This is a genomic window from Vibrio sp. T9 (assembly GCF_003123985.1).
Lineage (GTDB): Bacteria > Pseudomonadota > Gammaproteobacteria > Enterobacterales > Vibrionaceae > Vibrio > Vibrio diabolicus.
The window spans coordinates 517,367-532,635 of the sequence record NZ_NIGY01000001.1; the positions used below are offsets into that span (position 1 = coordinate 517,367).

The 15,269-nt window shown below is 43.8% G+C and carries 14 protein-coding genes, 1 riboswitch and 1 other annotated feature; of the genes, 3 read left to right on the top strand and 11 right to left on the bottom strand.

The annotated features are described in order from the left end of the window. Nucleotides 1-238: 238 nt before the first annotated feature. The 8 genes from hisIE to hisG all read right to left on the bottom strand — a co-directional run bounded on the left by hisIE (nucleotide 239) and on the right by hisG (nucleotide 7,409). Nucleotides 239-874 (bottom strand): bifunctional phosphoribosyl-AMP cyclohydrolase/phosphoribosyl-ATP diphosphatase HisIE, encoded by a 636-nt coding sequence (hisIE, locus tag CBX98_RS02305; protein WP_005390893.1) that lies wholly within the window; start codon nucleotides 872-874, stop codon nucleotides 239-241. After that, a complete protein-coding gene (hisF, locus tag CBX98_RS02310) occupies nucleotides 871-1,644 on the bottom strand; it encodes an imidazole glycerol phosphate synthase subunit HisF (protein ID WP_004749837.1) in 774 nt (257 codons plus the stop codon). The genes hisIE and hisF overlap by 4 nt, the downstream gene beginning before the upstream one ends. Continuing rightward, the gene (gene hisA, locus CBX98_RS02315) at nucleotides 1,626-2,363 is read right to left on the bottom strand and encodes a 1-(5-phosphoribosyl)-5-[(5-phosphoribosylamino)methylideneamino]imidazole-4-carboxamide isomerase (RefSeq protein ID WP_009698177.1); all 738 of its coding nucleotides are present in this window, start codon (nucleotides 2,361-2,363) and stop codon (nucleotides 1,626-1,628) included. Before hisA ends, hisF begins: the two co-directional genes overlap by 19 nt. Nucleotides 2,364-2,375: 12 nt before the next feature. Continuing rightward, entirely contained in the window at nucleotides 2,376-2,990 is a 615-nt protein-coding gene (hisH, locus tag CBX98_RS02320; protein WP_006743042.1) for an imidazole glycerol phosphate synthase subunit HisH, read from the bottom strand. Nucleotides 2,991-3,016: 26 nt separating this feature from the next. Further along, nucleotides 3,017-4,090 (bottom strand): bifunctional histidinol-phosphatase/imidazoleglycerol-phosphate dehydratase HisB, encoded by a 1,074-nt coding sequence (gene hisB / locus CBX98_RS02325; protein WP_109168490.1) that lies wholly within the window; start codon nucleotides 4,088-4,090, stop codon nucleotides 3,017-3,019. A gap of 65 nt (nucleotides 4,091-4,155) precedes the next feature. Continuing rightward, complete coding sequence (gene hisC / locus CBX98_RS02330) at nucleotides 4,156-5,196, bottom strand: histidinol-phosphate transaminase (RefSeq protein WP_006743044.1); 1,041 nt, start codon at nucleotides 5,194-5,196, stop codon at nucleotides 4,156-4,158. Between the two features lie 18 nt (nucleotides 5,197-5,214). Beyond that, entirely contained in the window at nucleotides 5,215-6,507 is a 1,293-nt protein-coding gene (gene hisD, locus CBX98_RS02335; protein ID WP_109168491.1) for a histidinol dehydrogenase, read from the bottom strand. 5 nt (nucleotides 6,508-6,512) lie between these two features. Next, the gene (hisG, locus tag CBX98_RS02340) at nucleotides 6,513-7,409 is read right to left on the bottom strand and encodes an ATP phosphoribosyltransferase (RefSeq protein WP_005390869.1); all 897 of its coding nucleotides are present in this window, start codon (nucleotides 7,407-7,409) and stop codon (nucleotides 6,513-6,515) included. A 53-nt stretch (nucleotides 7,410-7,462) separates the two neighbouring features. Beyond that, nucleotides 7,463-7,600: a sequence feature (His leader region), on the bottom strand. A gap of 365 nt (nucleotides 7,601-7,965) precedes the next feature. On the opposite strand from hisG, the gene CBX98_RS02345 reads away from it, so the two are divergent. After that, a complete protein-coding gene (locus CBX98_RS02345) occupies nucleotides 7,966-8,919 on the top strand; it encodes a sigma-54 dependent transcriptional regulator (protein WP_005390867.1) in 954 nt (317 codons plus the stop codon). Between the two features lie 326 nt (nucleotides 8,920-9,245). Here CBX98_RS02345 and tet(35) read toward each other — a convergent pair whose 3' ends face one another. After that, nucleotides 9,246-10,847: a tetracycline efflux Na+/H+ antiporter family transporter Tet(35) gene (tet(35), locus tag CBX98_RS02350; protein ID WP_005390865.1), complete on the bottom strand. Its 1,602-nt coding sequence runs from the start codon at nucleotides 10,845-10,847 to the stop codon at nucleotides 9,246-9,248. A 109-nt stretch (nucleotides 10,848-10,956) separates the two neighbouring features. Continuing rightward, nucleotides 10,957-11,139: riboswitch (Lysine riboswitch) on the bottom strand. A 582-nt stretch (nucleotides 11,140-11,721) separates the two neighbouring features. Here tet(35) and CBX98_RS02355 point away from each other — a divergent pair. After that, complete coding sequence (locus CBX98_RS02355; protein ID WP_005390863.1) at nucleotides 11,722-12,129, top strand: H-NS family nucleoid-associated regulatory protein; 408 nt, start codon at nucleotides 11,722-11,724, stop codon at nucleotides 12,127-12,129. A gap of 127 nt (nucleotides 12,130-12,256) precedes the next feature. On the opposite strand, the gene CBX98_RS02360 is transcribed toward CBX98_RS02355, so the two are convergent. Next, nucleotides 12,257-13,561, bottom strand: coding sequence for an inosine/guanosine kinase (locus CBX98_RS02360; protein WP_005390861.1), 1,305 nt, complete (start codon nucleotides 13,559-13,561; stop codon nucleotides 12,257-12,259). Between the two features lie 117 nt (nucleotides 13,562-13,678). Beyond that, entirely contained in the window at nucleotides 13,679-13,948 is a 270-nt protein-coding gene (locus CBX98_RS02365; protein ID WP_005390859.1) for a hypothetical protein, read from the bottom strand. Nucleotides 13,949-14,136: 188 nt separating this feature from the next. Here CBX98_RS02365 and mnmA point away from each other — a divergent pair, with 188 nt between their 5' ends. Continuing rightward, nucleotides 14,137-15,261 carry a tRNA 2-thiouridine(34) synthase MnmA gene (gene mnmA / locus CBX98_RS02370; protein ID WP_005390857.1) on the top strand — a complete coding sequence of 375 codons (1,125 nt, stop codon included), beginning with the start codon at nucleotides 14,137-14,139 and terminating at the stop codon, nucleotides 15,259-15,261. The last annotated feature ends 8 nt before the right edge of the window (nucleotides 15,262-15,269 follow it).

The following is a 15,269-nucleotide window of genomic DNA, read 5'->3' on the forward strand; positions in this document are numbered from 1 at the left end:
GATCTCACCTAAGCTCGTCGGAATAACGTGAATATGTACTTTCGTTTGAAATAGATAACGCGACTTCAAATACCATTAGAAAATATACCGTCATTCTGAACAGCGAGGGACGAGCGTGATTCAGAATCTAATCGCCACCAGCACTGTTGCCGGTTTTTACCCCCGAATCAAGAACACTAAATTAAAAAAAGCCCCTAGACTTGAGAGCATAGGGGCTTTCACTTATCTATAAGCAAGTTTACTTATGACGCTCTTTCAACTTGTTCACTACGTCATTCATCGATAAGCCTTGGTCTTGAAGCAATACCATTAAGTGGTAAATCAAGTCTGCTGATTCACACACTAACTCCGCCTTATCGCCCGACGTCGCCGCAAGCGCGACTTCAACGCCTTCTTCGCCCACTTTTTGCGAAATACGCTTGGTGCCACGGGCATAAAGACTGGCAGTATAAGAGGAATCTGGGTCGGCACTCTTGCGGGCAGCCAGTAGCTGCTCAAGTTGATGAAGCCACACCATTTGTGACTCCTCTTGAGGGTCCACATCCCAGCAAGTTGTATTACCCAAGTGGCACGTAGGACCAATGGGATTCACCTTAACCAGTAGCGTATCGTTGTCGCAATCTAGCTGCATGTTCACTAGTTGCAATACGTTGCCAGAGGTTTCACCTTTCGTCCAAAGACGCTGCTTGGTACGAGAGAAAAACGTCACTTGACCCGTTTCGCCCGTTTTTGCCAACGCATCTTGGTTCATGTAACCCATCATCAGCACTTGGCTTGATTGGAAATCTTGTACTATGGCAGGTACCAGACCATCCACCTTTTCCCAGTTGATTCGCTCAGCTAGCGAACTTACTTCGGCGGTTTTTACACTCATAGTCGTACCTCAATGCCTTGTTGTTTCAAATACTGCTTTAGTTCACCAATGTTGATGACTTGTTTGTGGAATACCGATGCAGCAAGCGCTCCATCCACATTGGCTTTTTGGTAGGCTTCAGCGAAGTGCTCCATAGCACCCGCGCCACCCGATGCAATCAGCGGTACATTACATACTTCGCGCACCATATTCAGTTGTTCGATGTCGTAGCCATTACGCACACCATCTTGGTTCATCATGTTAAGTACGATTTCACCGGCGCCGCGTTTTTGTACTTCTTGCACCCAATCACGGGTTTCCCATTGGGTCGCTTTGGTGCGTTCTTCATCACCAGTAAACTGGTAAACCTGATACTTACCTGTCTCTTTGTCGTAGTATGAATCGATACCAACGACGATACATTGCACACCAAACTTATCAGCAAGGTCAGTAATCAACTGAGGGTTCGCCAAGGCAGGAGAGTTAATAGATACCTTATCTGCACCAAACTCAAGAATGCGCGCCGCGTCTTCTGCTGATTTAATGCCACCAGCCACACAGAACGGGATATCAATCACTTCTGCAACGCGAGCGACCCAACTTTTATCGACGACACGACCATCACTTGAAGCGGTAATATCGTAGAACACAAGCTCGTCTGCGCCTTCTTCAGCATAACGCTGCGCCAGAGGAACGATGTCGCCAATAATTTCATGGTTGCGAAACTGGACGCCCTTCACCACTTGTCCATCACGAACATCAAGACATGGAATTATTCGCTTTGCCAACATGCAAACGCCTCCTCTGCTGTGAACTTACCATCTAACAATGCACGACCAACAATCACGCCAGCAACACCGCTGCCTTTTAGTGCTTCGATATCCGCTAATGAACCGATGCCACCTGAAGATTGGAACTGCACTTGCGGGTACTGTTTACATAAGTCGACGTAAAGCTCAACGTTTGAACCTTCTAGCGTACCGTCACGAGAAATGTCCGTGCAAAGCACATGCTGTAGGCCTACCGTCAGATAATCGTTGACCAAAGCTTCGATAGTCACGCCTGAATCTTCTTGCCAACCAGAGATCGCCACTTTACGTGTACCGTCTTGATCGATGTTGATGTCTAGAGCGAGAACGATTTTCTCTGCGCCGTATTTTTCCATCCAACCTTTCACAAGCTCCGGTTGTTTTACTGCTGTAGAACCAACCACAACACGTTGAGCACCGGCTTCTAACAGATCAATCACGTCTTGCTCTGTACGCACTCCGCCACCGATTTGGATGTTCGCTGGCGTGCTTGCTAGTAGCTTTGCAATCAAATCAAGTTGACGTGCTGTCGTGTCTTTCGCGCCAGTTAAATCCACCAAGTGCAGCCAGTTGGCACCTGCTTGGTGGTACAAGTTGAACTGCTCTGCTGGGTCGACTTTGTACTCGGTTACTTGGCCGTAATCACCTTGATAAAGGCGAACCACCTGTCCTTCAATTAAATCAAGAGCTGGAATAATCACACTAAATCCCTTTTATAATTCTAAGAAGTTTTGAATAAGCTTCGCGCCCGCTTTTGAAGAACGCTCTGGGTGGAATTGCACACCATAATAGTTACCGCTTTGAACCGCAGCAGTGAATGGATTTCCGTAATCACATTCAGCAATGGTGTAGTCTCCAACTGGCATCGCAAAGCTGTGCACAAAATAGAAGTACTCACCCTCTTCAATGCCTTTGAACAACGGATTGCCTGCTTTTGCAGAAACGGTATTCCAACCCATATGCGGCAGCGGTAAGTCGCCAGTTTGTAGCAGCTTCACTTCGCCATCGCAAAGTCCAAGACACTCAACTAACTCGTCGGCTTTCTGGCCTTTTTCTTGAGACACTTTGCCCAACAGCTGCATGCCTAAACAGATACCTAATAGCGGCTTTTCTACCTGTTTTACCAAGCTGATAAGGTCACGCTCTTCTAGGTTTTTCATCGCTTCGCTGGCGGTTCCCACTCCCGGTAGGAATAACTTATCTGCCGACAATACAACTTGCGGATCTTTTGAAATAGTTACGTCATAGCCTAGGCGTTCAATGGCGAACTTCACCGAAGAAACGTTGGCACAGCCAGTATCGATAATGACAACTTTCTGTTCTGTCACTGTTTTTCTCCTTGCTAACGTTAGCCTTAAAGTACGCCTTTACTACTCGGTAGCTCAGTGCCTTCTACTTTGATTGCTTGGCGCAGAGTACGACCAAACGCTTTAAATAGGCTCTCAATGATGTGGTGATCATTGTTGCCCGCAGAAGAAAGGTGCAGTGTACACGCTAGTGTGTCAGTTAAAGAACGGAAGAAGTGAACCACCATCTCTGTTGAAAGGTCCCCCACTTGCTCACGACTAAACTGCGCGTCGAACTTAAGGTAAGGACGACCAGATAGATCTAGTGCACATTGTGCCAAGCACTCATCCATTGGCAGGCTAAAGCCAAAGCGACCAATACCACGTTTGTCACCCAGTGCTTCTTTCAATGCTTGACCCAACGCAAGAGCGGTATCTTCGACCGTGTGGTGATCATCAATGTGTAGATCACCTTCTACTTTGCACACCATCTGGAATCCACCGTGCGTCGCAATTTGATCCAACATGTGGTCGAAGAAACCAAGACCCGTTGAGATATCGTTACCGCCTTGCTCATCAAGATTAACCGCAACTTTGATGTCCGTTTCTTTCGTGGTACGAATAACTTCAGCAACGCGTGCCTTCACCGTTAGATCTTTCAAGATCTGTTTCCACCCCATGGTTTCTGGGTTGTATTGAATACCACGAATTGCCATGTTTTCTGCAAGTTGAAGATCGGTTTGACGATCGCCAATCACAACAGAGTTTTTAAAATCAACTTTGCCACCTTGAAGGAACTCTTTCACCATGCCTAGCTTAGGCTTACGGCAAGAGCAGTTATCTTCTTCAAAGTGAGGACAAATCAACACGTCATCGAACTTCACACCTTGAGACTCGAAGATCTCCATCATCATGTTGTGCGGTGCATCAAAATCAGCTTGTGGGTAGCTGTCAGTACCCAAACCATCTTGGTTAGTGACCATCACTAGACGGTATCCAGCATCCTGCAACGACAACAGGCTTGGGATAACAAATGGCTCTAGTTTTAACTTATCCAAGCGGTCAACTTGGAAATCAATCGGTGGCTCAACAATCAGCGTGCCATCTCGGTCGATAAATAGGATTTTTTGTTGCTTGCTCACTCGAACTTCCTTATTACTAATCTTGTTTCGTTCTCGGCATAAACCGAGAACGTTGAGAATTCTATTTATGAATAGTAGTTTCTAATGAAACCCAGTGTCTTTTCACACTCGTCGCGGTTACCAACACTGATACGCACGCAGTTCTCAATTGGCGAGTTACGCAGGATAATGCCCGTATCCCAAGCGGCTTTGAAAAGAGCATCGCCATCTGGGAATTTCACCAATAAGTAGTTACCCCACCCTTCAAAAACCTCCAGACCCGGAATCATCGACAAACCAACTTGTAAGTAAGCTCGGTTCGCGTTCAAATCGAGAACTTGGAACTTCGCTCGCGCTAATCCTGCTTCTGAGAGCGCTTGAGTAGCAATTTCTGCAACTGGCACCGGTACTGGATATGGTGCGATCACTTTAAGAAGGACGTTAATCAGTTCTTCGTTTGCTAGCGTAAATCCACAACGAAGACCAGCAAGCGCGAAAGCTTTCGACAGAGTACGCAGAATCGCTAGATTTGGATATTCTGCCAATAAATCTACTGTTGACGCTTCTGGACAAAAATCGATGTACGCTTCGTCCATGACCACGATTGCGCGGTCTTTTGTCATCTCAAGCAGAGAGACAATATCGTCACGCTTAACTAAGTTACCCGTTGGGTTGTTTGGCGAGCATACGAAAACCAGTTTTACGTTATCTAGATTCGCTTCGATGCCTGCAAGGTCTAGTTGCCAATCTGACATTAGCGGCACCGTTTTGCGCTCTACACCGATGGTTTCTGCACTGATGGCGTACATACCGTAAGTCGGTGGGCAGTATAAAATCGCGTCTTCACCCGGTTCACAGAAAGCACGAATCAATAACTCAATACCTTCATCTGCACCGCGAGAAGTCAGCGTTTGTTCTGGCTTCACTCCAGCATACGCGGCGTAAGCAGAAATCAGTTCTTTCGGCTGGCATTCGCTGTAACGATTAAGACGAGCAAAGTCTGTTTTGTATTCATTGTTGAATGGCGATTCGTTGGCGTTCAGCCATACGTCACCTGTACCACCAATTCGGCGAGCCGAAAGATAAGGTGTTAGTTGTTGGACTTGTTTACGCGCTAGCTTTTCCATCTCTTTACTCTCTTATTCTTACTTACTTGCTAATTTTTCTACACGGATAGTAACAGCACGTTTGTGGGCGTCCAGACCTTCTGCTTCAGCCATGGTGACAACCGTTGGCGCAAGATTTTTAAGACCGTCAGCTGAAAGCTCTTGAACCGTCATTCGTTTAGAAAAATCAGCCAAACCTAAGCTTGAATATGTCCGTGTGTAACCGTAAGTAGGAAGAACGTGGTTAGTGCCCGATGCGTAATCACCTGCAGATTCAGGCGACCAATCACCAAGGAAGATCGAACCTGCGTTATCTAATAGAGGAAGAAGCTCGCGAGGGTTCTTAGTCTGAACAATTAAGTGCTCAGGGCCATAATAATTAGAAATAGAGATCGCTTGGGTGATCGATTCAGCAATAATGATTAAACTCGATGCGAGCGCTTTTTCTGCAATCTCTGAACGAGACAACTCTTTCAATTGACGACGAACGGCATCTGTCACCTGATCTGCAATAATGGCTGATGGCGTCACAAGTACAACTTGAGAGTCAGGTCCATGCTCTGCCTGGCTTAGGAGGTCCGCCGCAATAAAATCTGGGTCCGCTGTTTCATCCGCAATCACAAGAACTTCCGAAGGACCCGCTGGCATATCAATCGCTGCGCCACGGAAATCATTGCTCACCTGGCGCTTTGCTTCCGTCACATAAGCGTTACCCGGGCCAAAAATCTTATCAACTTTTGATACGGTCTCTGTACCATATGCCATTGCAGCAACAGCTTGACCACCACCGACGTTGTACACGTCATCAATGCCACACAATTTTGCTACGTAAAGGATCTCGTCAGCGATTGGAGGCGGAGAGCAAAGCACAACTTTACGACAGCCAGCAATTTTCGCAGGCACGCCAAGCATCAAAACCGTCGATGGCAATGGCGCGCTACCACCAGGAATGTACAAACCCACTTTTTGAATTGGACGTGTTACCTGTTCACAAAGCACACCCGGTTGAGTTTCGACTTTAATTGGCTGTGGCTTTTGCGCTTTGTGGAATTTAGAAATATTGGCATAAGCTTGCTCTAATGCGTTTTTCATTGATTCAGACAAGCGCTCTGAAGCGGCTTTAATTTCCTGAGAAGAAACACGAATGGACTCAGGTTTGACGCGATCAAACTTTTCTGTCAGCTCGTTGAGAGCAGAGTCGCCTTCATTTCTAACTTTAGCGATAACCTCAGACACTGCTGCAGTGATATTTGCACCTTCTGCAATAGCAGGACGTTCTAAGATCGAATCTTGCTGCTCTTCACTTAAAGATTGCCAAACGACTGTTCTCATGATGTTTACTCCATCATTTTTTCAATTGGTAGCACTAGGATTGAGCTAGCGCCTAACTCTTTTAGCTGTTCCATGGTTTCCCAGAACAGGTTTTCAGAACTCACTAAGTGAACAGCCATTTTCTGCTTATCTGCAGAAAGAGGAAGAACCGTAGGATCCTCAGCACCAGGAAGTAGTGCTTTGATTTGATCGAGCTTTTCAGCTGGTGCGTGAAGCATGATGTACTTAGACTCTTTCGCTTGTTGTACGCCTTGCATGCGAGTCAGTAGTTTTTCAATCAGTGCTGTTTTGTCTGCATCAAACTCACCGATACGTTGAATCAGCGTCGCTTTAGATTTAAAGATCACTTCCGCTTCTTTTAAGCCATTCGCTTCTAACGTTGCGCCAGTAGATACCAAATCAGCAATAGCGTCAGCTAGACCTGCGCGAGGTGCAACTTCTACAGAGCCAGTTAGCATACATGTGGAGAATGGAACACCTGCTTCATCCATGTAAGCTTTTAGGAGTTGAGGGTAAGTTGTGGCAATACGCTTACCAGCTAAGTCTTGTGGACCGTTGTACTCTTCATCCTTGTCGATAGCGATAGACAAGCGACAACCGCCAAAATCCAGTCGACGAAGTTGAACAAACTCACATGGCTCACCCAAAGCTTTGCGATCAAGACGAACTTCTTCTAGTTCGTTTTCTCCGATGAAACCAAGGTCAACCACGCCATCCATGATCAAGCCAGGGATGTCATCGTCACGAACCAAAAGCAAATCAATTGGCATGTTCTCCGAGTGAACCACTAAACGCTCACCCATTACATTAAATTTTACGCCGCACTGTTTTAGCAGAGCTTGGCTCTCTTTGCTAAGGCGACCTTTTTTCTGAATTGCGATTCTTAAGCGTTGTGTTTGCATTGCTTTTTCCCTGTGCAAGATTTTGATATCTAAGTAATTTTTGAATTAATAAAACTAAAAAACCCTCGAGAGATTGGAGTCTCCCGAGGGTTTAAAATCTGCTTTTACTTTGATTTCACCTCCGGGAGTTTCCTGCCTCCCGGGTATGCGTACATCGCCCGAAAGACTAGATTGGGTGATGATGGTGATGAATGTTCATTGCAAAATTACGCATACTTATTTAAGGCTCTATTGAGTTGCTTCGTTAGTAACCACACTAACCAAGGATTCTATATTTTTCAATACTGAATTTAGCATTTTCTAACTATTTTTTATAATTATTTGATTTTAAAGGATTTAAATTTAATTTCAGTTGAGTATCAGGGTAGAAATTAGGTTTCTATTCAACCCTATTCTTAAAGAAAAAGAAGAATAGTATGAATTTTCATCAAAACAACTATTTAGATCTCACCGCCCTTAGTAATTGACATCATTCTCAATAAAGAGACATCCACTCACGTTTGAGACGACTCATTCAAAACTATTATTTTAGTGGGGCAAAAAATAGTGATTAACCATGAAACTGCGTAACGGTAGTAACAAACAAGCTGTGGATTTCAGCGATACAACACTATACCCATTAATCGGCAATAGTGCATGTATCCAAGAACTTCGCACGGCAATCCAAAAGTACGCTCAATGTGATGCTGAAGTACTCATTCAGGGTGAAACAGGGGTGGGCAAAGGTCTCTGTGCTCGTCTTATTCATCAGTTGTCGAACAGACACTCGGCACCTTTTGTTGAAGTTAACTGCGGCGCAATTCCAAGTGGTCTTATTGCGTCCGAACTTTTCGGTCACGAAAAAGGAGCATTTACAGGAGCGATTTCAGATCGTATCGGTTTTATTCAAAAAGCGCATAAAGGTACCCTATTCCTAGATGAGATTGGTGATATGCCGCCGGATCTACAAATCCACCTTCTGCACTTTTTAGAGAGTAAGCAAATCCATAAAGTCGGCGCTGATAAATTCATTGACGTCGACTGTAGAGTCATTGCTGCGAGCCACGTGGATTTGAAAAATGAGGTTGTACAAGGTGGATTCCGTGAAGATTTATTCTATCGGCTTAATATCTTGCCATTAACTATTCCTCCACTGAGAAAGCGTGGGAAAGATATCCTTATGTTATCAGAACACTTCTTGACAGATTTGTCTCATGGTCAGGTACAAAAAATGTCGGATAAAGTGAAAGCCAAGCTCCTCAAGCATCGTTGGCCAGGTAACGTAAGAGAACTGCGAAATGTAATTCAACGAGCGATTGTCATGTGTGAAGATCACACGCTTCTCGTCGCTGACTTGGGCCTTGATAATAATGAAAGGCAATTACTCCCTTCAGTGGACCAAATTGATCTCGACTACCTACTGCAAGCTATCGAAGAAAATAAGCACAATATGAGTGCGGCTGCACGTCATCTTGGTATTTCAAGAACAACGCTTTATCGTCTAATAAAGAAATACAACTTAAATGTTTAGTTGCTGTACAGGTGTAACGTGACACTGTGTAACAGACAACTCATCATATATCATTTACTTAGCCCCTCATCATAAACCTCTTGATATTACCGCCTTTAAAATCAACAACTTAAACTAGGCATAGTCTTTGCTTAGAGCTAAGAAGAAGTCGGTTGATAGATTTTCTATCACAGCACAGAAAGGAGTGCTCAGAACACAAATAGCTCGCTTTTAACACGAAACGATTATCCCCAAAAACGCGATTGCCCCCCTCACCTAAATCGCGTTAAAAAAAAGCTCCGCTAAATTTAGCGGAGCTTCCTCTTTATTAAAAATACTGAGCTGTACTAGACATTTTGGCACGATGCCATTTTAGACTTCGACAACCAAGAAAGTGCTCCACATACAATAATAAATGTGATTGATGCAGCGATGAATGAGAATGCAATTGACGCAGTCATCCCCAAAGTAATGAAGCCAACACAGGAAACTAGCGCCACGGACAATGCATAAGGCAACTGGGTCGATACATGATCAATATGATTACAACGTGCACCAGTCGACGACAGAATAGTGGTATCGGAGATAGGTGAACAATGGTCACCAAAAACGGCACCGGCTAAAACTGCACTTAGCATTGGGAGCATTAGCGCAAGATCGGTTGCACCAGCCATATCACCCGCGATTGGAAGCATAATGCCGAACGTACCCCAAGAAGTACCTGTTGAAAATGCCATTAGACCAGACAACAAGAATAGGATAACCGGTAGCCAATGTGGATTGATATTGCCCTGAGCCATTGTAGAAAGGTAAGAACCCGTCTTCATATCACCGATAACCGAACCGATAGTCCAGGCAAATACTAGGATTAGAATCGCGCCAAACATAGACTTAGCACCAATCCATAGTGTGCGTGCAATTTCACCCATTGGAAGACCTTGCTTCACAACAGTAAATAATGCGACAGCTAAGCCAAGCAAGCTACCGTAGATTAGTGATGTACCTACATCTGTATTTTCAAACGCACCTAGAAGCGCAAACTCTTTGCCGTCAGCAGCCAATGCTTGGCCACCCGTGTAAAGCATAGAAGCGATAGTCGCAATAATCAGCGTCACGATAGGAAGTACCAAGTCTGACACTTTACCCTTTTCGCTTTCACGGATATCTAGCTCTTCGTTTAGATCATGCGCTTCTTGCGAGTCGTTTTCTTTGTCTTTATCAAAGCCGCGGCCTTGAGATGCAGAGATTTCATGCTCACGCATCTTACCGATATCGAGGCCAAACCACGCCACAGCAAACACCATAAGCAGTGCAAAAACTGCGTAGAAGTTCATTGGAATAAGACGAACATACGCGCCAAGAGCCGAATACTCAGTGATCCCATGTGAGACTAAGATACCGCCGATAATCGTAATAATGTAAGCACCCCAGCTAGAAGCAGGCATGATCACACACATTGGTGCAGCAGTTGAGTCTAGAATGTATGCAAGCTTCGCGCGAGACACATAAAAACGATCGGTTACTGGACGAGAAATGGCACCAACAGCAAGACTGTTAAAGTAATCGTCGACAAAAATGAATACGCCTAAAAAGGCAGCAAGAAGTTTGGAGCCGCGTTTACTCTTCACTCGAGATTGTGCCCATTCGGCAAATGCACGAGTACCACCAGATAGCGTTAATAATGCAGTTGTCATACCTAATAAGATTAGGAAACCAACAATGCTCATGTTCCAAGTGTTAATTCCGCCATCTTCAATAAAGACAGAAGAAACTTGAGAACTCACGTAACTAACGGTATCACCGATAGACCAGCTATTAAGTAGAACCGCACCCAGCACGATACCTACACCTAAGGAAACTAATACACGTCGAGTCAGAATCGCCAAAGTCAAAGCGACAATAGGTGGCAATAATGAAACAGGAGAACTAGAAAAATCTATTAAATTCATGATCTTCAAAAACCAAAGTTTGGCTAGAGATCTACTGCAGACAAGTCACGTAGCATACGATACGTGCTCATGTTGAACTTAGCGACAGGGAAGCGAACACTCCACCCAACCCTACAGTAGCGCTCCATAGTTTAATGTGAATATATACTATGGCAGTGTTGTTCCTTTCAGATACAACCCCAGCAAGTAACTTTGATGAGTTACTTACTTCGGCAATCTTCGCCTTCCACTATTATTCATTGGCATCACCCCAATAATAGCTACTCTTCGAGACCGCGCCTCTACGGCAACAACAAACAATTAACCACTAACTGTACAAATTAACAACAAATTGTCTGCAATATTGCATCAGGTAGCAGCCATTGTACTTATGATGAGAGTCAATGCAACACATCAAACTAAATTAAACAAATAAATAATGACTGAGATAATTTATAAACCTTGTCTACTTCAAGTTAGTTTTGTGCAACTGAAATCACATCAATTTTGTTATTTATGAAACATTATTACTACCTTAAAAATATCATGGTTTATCTTGTATCAATAAATTAAGGATATATGACACTCCATCAAAGATGGACGCTTCATATTTTTAAGTAATAACTCAACTTTTTTTATAAAAACCAAGCTGGCTCTATCTCTATACAATAACGAGTGTTGATTTCAATTCTCATCTAATAAGATTTATTTCGAGTGTAATAATATTTATTGCTTTAAAAAAATAGCTAAATTTAAACAAAATCTTGATTTAGTATTTGCACATAAGGAAAAGATAAAGTTAAATATAAGGACTCTTTGTTTATTTATAGATTGGCATTATTTAATCGTAACGATAAAAAGTGCCCAACACATTAACCTTTTAATAGGAATCGTTATGTCAGAGCTGACTAAAACCCTTCTAAATATCCGTAGCCTTCGTGCATTTTCTCGTGAGCTGACTCTAGAACAATTGGAAGAAGCTCTAGATAAACTAACTACTGTTGTAGAAGAGCGTCGTGAAGCAGAAGAAGCAGAACGTGCAGCACAAGCTGAGCAAGAAGCTAAGCTAGCAGAGATCGCAGAGAAAATTGCTCAAGACGGTATTGACGTAGAAGCGCTTATTACTGCGCTATCTGGCGAAACTAAGACGAAAGGCAAAGCGAAGCGTGCACCTCGTCCAGCTAAATACAAATACACAGACTCAAACGGTAATGAGAAGACTTGGACAGGCCAAGGTCGTACACCTTCTGCAATTCAAGAGCAACTTGATGCAGGTAAATCTCTGGATGATTTCCTGATCTAAATCCGCGCTATTTTTAAAAGGCTCCCAATGGGAGCCTTTTTTATTTGGTTCATTACAAATAAAAAAGGCGCATTTTTTAATGCGCCTTTTACTTTAGTTATAGAATGGTTAATTAAACTACTGTGTATTAACGTTCCCAGTATGCTTCTTCTAGGCTATCTTCTCGCTCAGGAAGCCCACGTGACAAACGTGGAGAATGTTGCACGAGAACTTCGTAGCTCGCGCGGTTTGCGTATTTACATACTTGAGAAAAAGAAGAGTAAGTTAAATATTCGTTACTGTGCTTGCTTGAATTAGGCACATTTTCTTTATGGTATTTGTTTGCCGCCATATCATGAAGAACAGCAGATAACGCAGCATCACCTGCACCATTGGTATTCTTGATTTTTTCTGGACCACCCATATATGGCGAGATATGTGAGTACACTTTTATTGGTGTTTCACATGTATCTTTTTTCGCCGGACGACTAAATTCATAGCGATTAAATTCAGCGATTGACCCCGGAAGTAATGGCAAAGAAGTTTCGCGCTTCGCGCTATCTTCCGTATAACCCGCCATAAATAGGCCTACAGGCCCCGCGGTGCACAATACTAGATCTGCCCACTCCAGTGTTTTATCAGATGCAGCAAGTGGGTCTGACTCACCCGTCAGAGCTTCTGCTTCATCTTCATTCATCGCAACGACTGAAACGTTATCTCGAATGAATTCTTGCCAATATTTCGGGTCATCTTGAATAACGAACTTCGTCCCAAGAGTCAGAACAACAGGTACATCATTCTTTTTCGCGTACTCAATCGCTTTCATTGTTGCTTCAGGCATTGGGTCGCCTTCTTTACAACGTACTAAATATGACGTTAGTACAAGCGCCGATGCATTTTTAAAGATTTTTTCTGGAATGCTATCAGGATGCAGTTGGTTCATTTGCCCTTCACTGATCGCAAAAGTACGTTCACCATCTTCAGTGATAAGAGCGAAACAACGACCGATAGCGCCATCAACACCTTGTAGATAGTTCAAGTCCATGCGGCTTGATGTATTGCAAAGGTAACGGTAGCCATAGCTGCCAATTTTGATATCCTGGCTCATCACTCCAAGCAGCGTAGAGCGATCATCTGCTAGCACAGAGTAGTTGTGTAGCGTGTTACCAATTGTGCCACCCGCATACTCATTGGTAATTAAGTTCTCTTCTTTAAGTTGCTGGTACAACTCTTCTGCTCTTTCGTCATCAATAACCAAAGAGTGACCTTTACTCAGACCGTACTTTTCAATCACATCCGTTGTAACTTTAGCTTCAATATCAACCAAAGTTTGGTCAATACCAATGATGTGAGTGCGCGTCATCTTCTTGCTTTCTTGTGCTTGGCTCACCAGCGGGTCACGAGCATGAACAGGAAAATAGTGCTTCGATTTGCGTTGTCCAGGAAATTTCATATTGTCAGTCTGAGTAAGGGGATGAAAAGGAGAACGGATTCTATACCGCTAATAATAAAGCGGCAATAAAAGCAATTATAGCAAACGTTTGCTAGCCACTTTTTTCTTCTAGACTCCTTATTCACCTTCCATAAAACTTAGATCTGGCAGTTGCTCAAGGTGCTCGCAGTAACGCTTTAGGTTGAACTCACCTTCATTTTTCATCACATCGAAAATTTCAATCGACATGGCACATGCCATCATTGCAACCGCTTCTTCTCTAGGTGTCCCTGTCATCATTAAGCGCATTAGCGTCTCTTTAACTTTTAATGGATTGCCGTCCTCAAGTTGGTTTTCAACAATTTCAATCAACTCGGCTTCTTGCATAAACTGGTTTTCTTCGGTCATTTGGACTTTCCTCTTGGATTTTTGCCAACTATGCCATATATACCTCTTCTATACTTGCGAAATTGCCCGTTCGAATTTCTGTTGAAGAAAAATGCAGCGAAACGAATTGTGATTTCGATCTCGGATCTGTCACCGGTCTGTGGATTCTGATAGAATCTGCATCCCGTTTATTTAAGTGGTGTTTAGTAATGTCTGATAACAGCCAAAAGAAAGTCATCGTCGGTATGTCCGGCGGCGTTGATTCATCTGTTTCTGCGTATCTTCTCAAGCAACAAGGCTACCAAGTAGAAGGCCTGTTCATGAAGAACTGGGAAGAAGATGACAACGAAGAATATTGTACAGCAGCAGAAGATCTTGCTGATGCTCAGGCAGTATGTGACAAGCTAGGCATTCATCTACACACCATCAACTTTGCTGCCGAATACTGGGATAACGTATTTGAGTACTTCCTTGCTGAATACAAAGCGGGTCGTACACCGAACCCTGACATTCTTTGTAACAAAGAAATCAAGTTCAAAGCGTTCCTAGAATTCGCTGATGAAGTGCTTGATGCTGACTACATTGCAATGGGTCACTACGTACGTCGCTCTTTCCCGGATAACGGTGAGAAACCAGCGATGTTGCGTGGCCTAGATGGCAACAAAGACCAGAGCTACTTTCTATATACACTAAGCCACGAACAAATTGGCCGTAGCCTCTTCCCTGTTGGTGATTTAGAGAAGCCTGAAGTACGCCGTATTGCGGAAGAGCAAGGTTTAGTAACAGCGAAGAAGAAAGACTCGACAGGTATTTGTTTCATCGGTGAGCGTAAATTTACCGACTTTCTAGGCCGTTACCTTCCTGCTCAGCCTGGTAATATCGAAACGCCGGAAGGCGAAGTGATCGGTCAACACCAAGGTTTGATGTACCACACACTAGGTCAGCGTAAAGGTCTACACATCGGTGGCCGTAAAGGCGGCGGTGGTAACGAAGAGCCGTGGTTTGTTGGTGAAAAAGACCTAGAGCGTAACGTGCTAATCGCAGTCCAAGGTAAAGACCACCCGATGCTAAAATCAGAAGGTCTACTTGCGTCACAACTTCACTGGGTAGATCGTGAGCCAATTCGCGATGTTATGAAGTGCACAGTGAAAACTCGTTACCGTCAGGAAGATATTCCTTGTACAATCATCCCGATCGATGATGAAAACATTAAAGTGATCTTTGATGAACCACAAATTGCAGTGACGCCGGGTCAATCAGCAGTGTTTTATAAAGATGACGTATGTCTAGGTGGCGGCATCATCGAGCAACGCATTAAATATTCTCAAGCTTAGGAGTCGTT